Source organism: Rugamonas sp., from assembly GCF_025354735.1.
Taxonomy (GTDB): Bacteria; Pseudomonadota; Gammaproteobacteria; order Burkholderiales; family Burkholderiaceae_D; genus Rugamonas.
Window position 1 is genome coordinate 1 of sequence record NZ_JANXMI010000226.1, and the last position, 7,737, is coordinate 7,737.

Sequence of the window (7,737 nt, forward strand, 5' to 3'; positions counted from 1 at the left end):
GGCCTGTACGAGTACGACGCCGTCTCGCGCCTGCGCGACTCGCAACTGGGCGACGAGCGCGTGCGCGACATCCACAACTACATCGTCAAGGGCGTGCTGTGGCAAGCCTTCACGGCGCCGGAACCGGTGGTGCTGCTGATCGACGAAATCGACAAGGCCGACATCGAATTCCCCAACGACCTGCTGCGCGAACTCGATCGCATGGAATTCTACGTCTACGAAACGCGCGAGATGGTGGTCGCCACCCACCGTCCGCTGGTCATCATCACCTCCAACAACGAGAAGGAACTGCCGGACGCCTTTTTGCGCCGCTGCTTCTTCCACTATATTAAATTCCCCGACCGCGACACGATGGAGCAGATCGTCGCCGTCCACTATCCGAATTTGAAGAAGGAGCTGCTGGCGCAGGCGCTGCAAACCTTTTACGAGGTGCGCGACGTGCCGGGCCTGAAGAAAAAACCGTCGACGTCGGAATTCCTCGACTGGCTCAAGCTGCTGCTGGCCAGCGACATCCCGCCCGAAGCGCTGCGCAGCAAGGACGCCAAGGCCGTCGTGCCGCCGCTGCACGGCGCGCTGCTGAAGAACGAGCAGGACGTGCACCTGTTCGAGCGCCTGGTCTTCATGTCGAGGACCAACCGCTGATGAACGCACTGCTGGAAAACATCGCGCCGCTGACGATGGAACTGAACGGCGTGCGCCTGGAGCCGCTGGCGCCCCACCATGCCGACGGCCTGCGCGCCGCCGCCGCCGACGGCGAACTGTGGACGCTGCGCGTGACGTCGGTGCCGGAGCCGGAAGAAGTGGAATCCTACATCGCGCGCGCCATCGAGATGCGGCCGTCGCGCTTCGCCTACGCCGTGATCGACATCGCCAGCGGCGCGGTGATGGGCACCACCAGCTACCACGACGTCATGCCCGCCATCGACCGCGCCGAAGTCGGCTACACTTGGTACGCCAAAAGCCGCCAGCGCAGCCACGTCAACACCAGCTGCAAGATCATGATGCTGACCCACGCCTTCGAAACGCTGGGCTGCGCCCTGGTCGGACTGCGCACCGACAACTACAACCACGCATCGCAGGCCGCCATCGAACGCCTGGGCGCGAAACGCGACGGCGTGCTGCGCCACCACGCGCTGCGCCGCGACGGCACCGTGCGCGACACCGTCATGTACAGCATGACGCGCGGCGAGTGGCCCGAAATCAAAGCGCACCTTTGGTATAAATTAGAGACGGGCGCAAAGCGCTGAGCCGGACGCGAATATTATGCTGATCGATTTTTTCTTCACGCTGAAAGACGCCAAGATCCCGGTGTCGATCAAGGAATTCCTGACGCTGCTCGAAGCGATGCAGAAGAACGTCATCGCAGCGTCGATGGACGACTTCTATTATCTGTCTCGATTGACGCTGGTGAAGGACGAAGCCCACTTCGACAAATTCGACCGCGCCTTCGCCCAATACTTCAAGGGCATCGACGGTGCCTTTGAAACCAATAGCGCCATCCCGCTCGACTGGCTGCTCAAGCGCATGGAGCGCGAGCTGTCCGACGAACAGAAAGCGCAGCTGGAAAAATTCGGCTACGACAAACTGATGGACCGCCTCAACGAGCTGCTCAAGGAACAGAAGGAGCGCCACGAAGGCGGCAGCAAATGGATAGGCACGGGCGGCACTTCGCCCTTCGGCAACGGCGGCAGCAATCCCGAGGGCGTGCGCATCGGCGGCAAGGGCGGCAACCGCACGGCGGTCAAAGTATGGGAGGCGCGCGCCTACAAGGACTACGACGGCGAGCGCGAACTGGGCACCCGCAACATCTAGGTCGCGCTACGCCGGCTGCGCAAGTTCGCGCGCCAGGGCGCCGAGGACGAACTGGCGCTCGACGCGACCATCCGCGCCACCGCCAACAACGCCGGCTTCCTCGACATCAGGATGCGGCCCGAGCGCAAAAACAACATCAAGGTGCTGATGCTGTTCGACGTCGGCGGCACCATGGACGACCACATCGAACGCACCGAGGAACTGTTCTCGGCATCGAAGACCGAATTCAAGAACATGGAGTTCTTCTACTTCCACAACTGCGTCTACGACTATATGTGGAAGAACAACCGGCGCCGCCATTCCGAGCGCTTCCCGACCTGGGACATCCTGCGCAAATACCCGGCCGACACCAAGCTGATATTCGTCGGCGACGCCACCATGAGCCCCTACGAAGTGCTGCAAGCGGGCGGCTCGGTCGAATACAACAACGAGGAAGCCGGCGCCGCATGGCTGGCGCGCTTCACCAGCGCCTTCCCGAAATTCGCGTGGCTGAATCCCGAGCCGGAAGGCGTGTGGCAGTACCGCCAGTCGATCGCCATCATCAAGCAGCTGATGAACAACCGCATGTTCCCGCTGACGATGGACGGACTGGAACGGGCGATGCGCACGCTGAGCAAATAGGTGGGCTAATAAACCCCGGCCTCACGGCTGGCCGGCGCGCCGCCGCCCCTGCAGCGCCAGCCACGCGTAGCCGGCCACGCCGGCCACCAGCGACGCGGCCAGGATCGCCATCTTGGCGGCGTTGACGACATCGGCCTGCGCGGGGAAGGCGAGGTTGGTGATGAAGATGGCCATCGTAAAGCCTATGCCGCCCAGCAGCGCGGCGCCGAACACGTGGCGCCACGCCAGTCCATCGGGCAAGCGGCACACTCCCAGGCCGACGGCGACGGCGCAGGCGACGGCGATGCCTATCGGCTTGCCGACCGCCAGTCCGAGTATGATCCCCAGGCTGTTCGACGACAGCAGATCCTGCATCCACCCGCCGCCGATCACGATACCCGTATTGGCCAGCGCGAACACCGGCAGGATCAAAAAGGCGACCGGCTTGTGTAGCGCGTGCTCCAGCCGATGCGACGGCGAGCCGGCGTCGTCCTGTTTCGCGGAGTAGGGAATGGCGAACGCCAGCAGCACGCCGGCGATGGTGGCGTGCACGCCCGACTTGAACATCAGGAACCACATCAGCGCGCCGCCCAGCAGATACGGCGTCAGCGCCATCACGCGCAGCACGCGGCCCATCGCCAGCAGCGCGATGAAGACGGCCAGCGCGGCGGCGAGGTAGGCCAGCGACAGCTGCGCGGTGTAAAACAGCGCGATGACGACGATCGCGCCCAGGTCGTCCATCACCGCCAGCGCGGTCAGGAAGATTTTCAGCGATGCCGGCACGCGGTCGCCCAGCAAGGCCAGCACGCCCAGCGCGAATGCGATATCGGTGGCCATCGGGATGCCAAGGCCGGCCTGGGTCGCGCTGCCGTGGTTCAGGCCAAAGTGGATCGAAGCCGGCACCACGATGCCGCCGGCTGCGGCCAGCATGGGCAGCAGCGCCTTCTTCATGTCCGCCAATTCGCCGTTGTACAACTCGCGTTCCAGCTCCAGGCCGATGAGCAGAAAAAATATCGCCATCAGCGCATCGTTGACCCACAGTTCGACACTGAGGCCGGCGATGTGCAGGTGCCAGAATGCCAGGTAGGCGTGACCGGCCGGAGAGTTCGCGATGACCAGCGAGATCAGGGTGCAGAAAATGAGGACGATGCCGCCGGCTTTACCCGAGCTGGCGAATTCCTTGAAGCTTTGAGACAGCGAGAGTTCAATTTGCATGGCGTAGCCCCGCGTGGCGGCCCGACCATCGCACATCCTGTCATGCCGGAAGCGGCACGATCACCCTGCGCGCAGTATATCGCAAGCAGGGCGCAAGCCGCGATGCCTGCGCCCCCGGCGGATATTAATTGCTCGCCGCTGGATGCTCGTTGACCGGGGCCGGATGGGTGGCCATCCTGGTTTGATCCGCCTGCGCCGCATGCTGGCGCGCCTGCTGGTTCAGCCACGGCGTGCTTTGCGCGCGCGGGCCGTGATCGAGCGGCTGCGTCACATGCTGGGCTTGCGCCACCGGAGCCGTTGCGGCGACCTGCTGCTGTTGCTGCGCCACGGCAGAATGATTCTTGACCGCTTGCGCCACCGATGGATCCTGCGATGCGTGTGCCGGAACGAGCGCCGTCAGATAGCCGAACACGATGGCGATGAGTGCTATTTTTTTCACAATGTAGTCCGTAGATTAATCCCATCGCCGGCGTTGATAACGCCGGCGACAACCACGCCGCGTCCGGGTGTGGACGCGGCGCACTAGCGTCGGCGCCGCGTGGATACGCAACGCCGACTTTCAACATGCTAACCGATAGTCATCCCGGGCGTCATCAGAAGTGGACGATGACATCCATCGCGAACATGGTCTGCGACTTCGAGCCCGCCGTCACGGTATTGCCGCAACCGGCGGTGCCGGCGACCGGACACGGATTGTTATAAGCGCCCACGCCGGCGTGTTCGTAGCGGATTTCGGGACGGATCGTCACCGCCTTGCCCAGCCAGTGATTCCAGCTCACCAAAAATTCGCTGTAGCGGGTGGCGAAGCCGGTGCGCTGGCCGTTGGTGTCGTCGAAGAAGTCGGTGCGGAAGGCGAAGTAGTCGCGCGGCGTCGGCTGGTAAATCACATAGTTCACGAAAGCCCATTCCTTCGACGTGCAGGTGACACCGTCCTTGGGACCGCAACCGCGGCCGCCCATCGCGCCGAACGGACCGCCGACCGAATTGCTGCTGCCGAAATAGGAATTCCACAGCGCCGGACCGTCGACGTTCTGCATGTTCGGCGTGTTCTTCTGATACATATACCAGGCTTCGCTGGACATATGCCACTGGTCGTTGAACTTGTGATACCAGGTCGCCACTTCGTGCTGCAAATTATTCCAGCCGAAGTTACCCGAGTTCCCGATCGGCTTGGCGCCGTTCAAACAGGGATAGATGGCGTCGTTGCCGGAATCGGAGGTCCACTGCACGCACAGGGCGGGCGTGACCTGGCTGCCATATTGCTGGCCGGCGTTCGGGTTGTGGACCGTATTGCCGGCGGCGTTCACGTAGGTCTGCGGGACCGACTGCTTGTACCAGCCGGCGACGTCGTTACCGAGATTGATCTGCGGCTGGATCGCCCAGTTCTTATTGAGCTTGATGGTCGCGACCACGCCTTCCTGCGTGTACGGGTCATAGGAATACAACAGCGAGTGGCTGTAGGTGTAATTGTTCGGCGCCAGCTGCGCCTCGATGTCCGGCACCGAAATATAGCGGCCCACGCGCACGTTCATGCCGTCTCCGACGTGCGGGAAATAGCCTTCGACGTAAGCCATCGGAATGTCATAGCCGTACTTGGCGACCTTGCCGTTCCCGTTCGTGAACTGGTTGCTGAAAACGCCGCGCGAGTAAGTGTACTTGGCGTCGGTGCCCCACAGCGTGGCGATACGGAAGCCCCAGTCGAAATGGTCGTGCTGAACTTCGTCCGGGGTGCGCTCCAGGTACAGCGCCACCTGGTCCATCTGGATCGTGTTGGGCGCGTACGAATACGCGGCCGGGAAGTTACCGCCGGTGCCGTTCGAGGTGTTGTAATTGCTGTGCGAAGAACTGAGGTTACCGCCGGCGTTGAACCAGCCGTAGACGGTGACGCGGCTATCCTTCCAGGCCTGGCCGTCGGCGCCGCAATAGATCGCATCCATCAGCGGACCGTTGTACTGATTTTCGTAGCCGATGTTTTCGGTGCCGCCGATAGGCCAGTTCGCGAACGGCATCGGCGCGCTCGACACGGGCGGCGGCGCATAGCCTTCGCGCCAGTTCGGCGGGGTATCGGCCGGGTCGCCGTTCCAGGCCAGGTAATCCTTGTAGCTGCTCACGAGACGCTGCGACAGCGATTGCTGCGCCGAGCCGGGCGCGCATCCCGCAGCCGCGCCGCCGCTCGCCGCCGGGGTGGCCGGGGGCGACATTACGGCTTGCGCGTAAGTCGAATGGACCGCGCTCATGGCCAGCAGTCCAAGACCGGCACACGCCGTGGCAAAGCCGCGGCGCATGGTGGTGTTCTTAGTCATTCCGATACTCCCTTTGATATTTTAAATGCGCTTTTCAGCACGTGACAAAGCGTATCAAGGGAGGTATAAAAATTTTGCAAAAAGACCGGGCGGGCCTGTAAAGATTGCGTAAAAGTGGAGAGTGAAAATTTTCGTTCCGCACGACGAATCCGTTTGAGTGCCCTCAATACTCGTTCGATTCCTCGCATCTATAGTCTGACACTTGACAGAGCACCGACGCGTCTGCCACACGCTGACGGTGGCAACTTGGCGGCCGCGACTTCCGCGTTGATGCCAAGGTGCCGTCGAACGACACCGGCATTCCGCTCAAGAGCGCGGTGGGCCGCGCGATGAACCATCGAGCTAATGACCCCCCACTCATTTGCAGAGGCCACGCCATGAATCAGATGAACAGCAATGTCGGCTTGTACGATCAAAAATTATCTTACCGTAGAAATTCCCCGCCCTATCAGTGCCTCACGCAGCCGTGGTTCGTCAGGGCGCCGCACCCCGTTTATGATCCCCGCTATTATTGCGTGATAGAGCCGTTGATATGCGGCGAAGCGGTGTTCAAGAAAATCGCCTATGACCTGAAACGGGCCAAGCACAGCGTCGACATCATCACCTGGGGCTTCGACCCCGGCATGGTGCTGGTACGCGGCGCCACCGCCGAAGCGGGGCAGCGCTACGGCGACTTGCTGATAGAAATTGCGACGCGCCAGCGGCACCCCGTCGAGGTCCGCTTGCTGGTCTGGCACGACGACGCCCTGGCGCAGATGCATACCAATAACAATCCCGGCTATTACGGCACGCGCTTCCCCCACGTCGGTAGCACTGCCGATTCAGGTTTTTACAGCGAGTTCCACCAGAGTTACAACGCCGAATGGTATGCGAAGGTTTGCGCCGGCGCGGTGCCGAACATTCATTTCCAGGTGCGCGACGTTCCCGGCTCGTGCCGCGACCAGTCCTTGTCCGGAGAATCGCCGCCGTCGGGATGGAAGGCGGACCTGGCCGAACACTATGCCAGCCATCACCAGAAAATGATCTTGATGGACTATGAAGACCCCGCATGGGCCATAGGCTATGTGATGGGACACAATTCCATCACCGACTTTTGGGACACCGAGCAGCACCTGTTCCGCGACCCGCGCCGTGAGCGGTTTTATACGATGGACCATGTGGCGCTACAGAAGGCGGCGTGGAAACAGGGAGAGCTCTACCCGGCGGCCTCCGGCTATATCTACACCGAGCAACAACAAGCGGACAAGGAGCGTCTGGTCCAATACTACATCGACCAGCACAGCCGCATCACCAAACCCTATCAGGACGTCTCCTGTCGCCTGCTCGGATCGATACTGTGCGACCTCAATCATAATTTCTGCCAGGCGTGGGAAAAATCCCAACATCTCGGCGCCACTTTTCCAAAAAATTACTGGCTCGCCATGGCGGCGATGGCGTCCACCCACGCGCTCGACAATCCCTATGCGACGCGCGATGTGATCGCGGAACGGGACCGTCCGGCCAGGGAGCTCGATTTTATTCAACGGCGTAAGAGCATCCACTGGAAAGAATTTGATGTACCGGAAGGCCAGCATAACATTCAGCTGCTGCGCACCGAGCCGCTTTACGGTGAAAAAGCCGTCAAGGAATGCTACGCCAACCTGACGCGGCAAACCATGCATTACATAGTAAGCGTCCAGCCCGCCCATCTTCAAAACCTTAATCGGTTTGCCCAGACTCCGACTTTTGGAGATGGAGATGGTGATGGGGAACAAGGAGCGAGAGGAGCAATGGCGGGTGCGTGTGGCGCGGTGGCGCGAGAGCGGTT

General features: G+C 61.7%; 5 protein-coding genes and 2 pseudogenes. 4 read left to right on the forward strand and 3 right to left on the reverse strand.

Annotation, left to right across the window (positions count from 1 at the left end; all coding sequences use genetic code 11):
• The 3 genes and pseudogenes from Q0S71_RS18340 to Q0S71_RS18350 all read left to right on the forward strand — a co-directional run.
• Positions 1-642: MoxR family ATPase (locus Q0S71_RS18340; RefSeq protein WP_295999011.1), on the forward strand; the 642-nt coding region annotated here is incomplete at its 5' end.
• A gap of 11 nt (positions 643-653) precedes the next feature.
• The gene (locus tag Q0S71_RS18345; RefSeq protein ID WP_295999022.1) at positions 654-1,247 is read left to right on the forward strand and encodes a GNAT family protein; all 594 of its coding nucleotides are present in this window, start codon (positions 654-656) and stop codon (positions 1,245-1,247) included.
• A 16-nt stretch (positions 1,248-1,263) separates the two neighbouring features.
• Positions 1,264-2,433, forward strand: a pseudogene (locus Q0S71_RS18350) (VWA domain-containing protein).
• A gap of 21 nt (positions 2,434-2,454) precedes the next feature.
• On the opposite strand, the gene nhaA reads toward Q0S71_RS18350, so the two are convergent.
• From nhaA to Q0S71_RS18365, 3 genes are all read right to left on the reverse strand, one after another.
• Positions 2,455-3,627, reverse strand: coding sequence for a Na+/H+ antiporter NhaA (gene nhaA / locus Q0S71_RS18355; protein WP_295999015.1), 1,173 nt, complete (start codon positions 3,625-3,627; stop codon positions 2,455-2,457).
• A gap of 124 nt (positions 3,628-3,751) precedes the next feature.
• A complete protein-coding gene (locus tag Q0S71_RS18360; RefSeq protein WP_295999018.1) occupies positions 3,752-4,066 on the reverse strand; it encodes a hypothetical protein in 315 nt (104 codons plus the stop codon).
• 154 nt (positions 4,067-4,220) lie between these two features.
• A complete protein-coding gene (locus tag Q0S71_RS18365) occupies positions 4,221-5,930 on the reverse strand; it encodes an outer membrane beta-barrel protein (RefSeq protein WP_295999020.1) in 1,710 nt (569 codons plus the stop codon).
• 377 nt (positions 5,931-6,307) lie between these two features.
• On the opposite strand from Q0S71_RS18365, the pseudogene Q0S71_RS18370 reads away from it, so the two are divergent.
• Positions 6,308-7,737 (forward strand): annotated as a pseudogene (locus tag Q0S71_RS18370) (hypothetical protein); the annotation flags it as partial.

Excerpts from the sequence above, each read along its gene's own strand:
- Q0S71_RS18365 (WP_295999020.1), bottom strand. The coding sequence starts at position 5,930 with ATGACTAAGAACACCACCATGCGCCGCGGCTTTGCCACGGCGTGTGCC.
- nhaA (WP_295999015.1), bottom strand. The coding sequence starts at position 3,627 with ATGCAAATTGAACTCTCGCTGTCTCAAAGCTTCAAGGAATTCGCCAGC.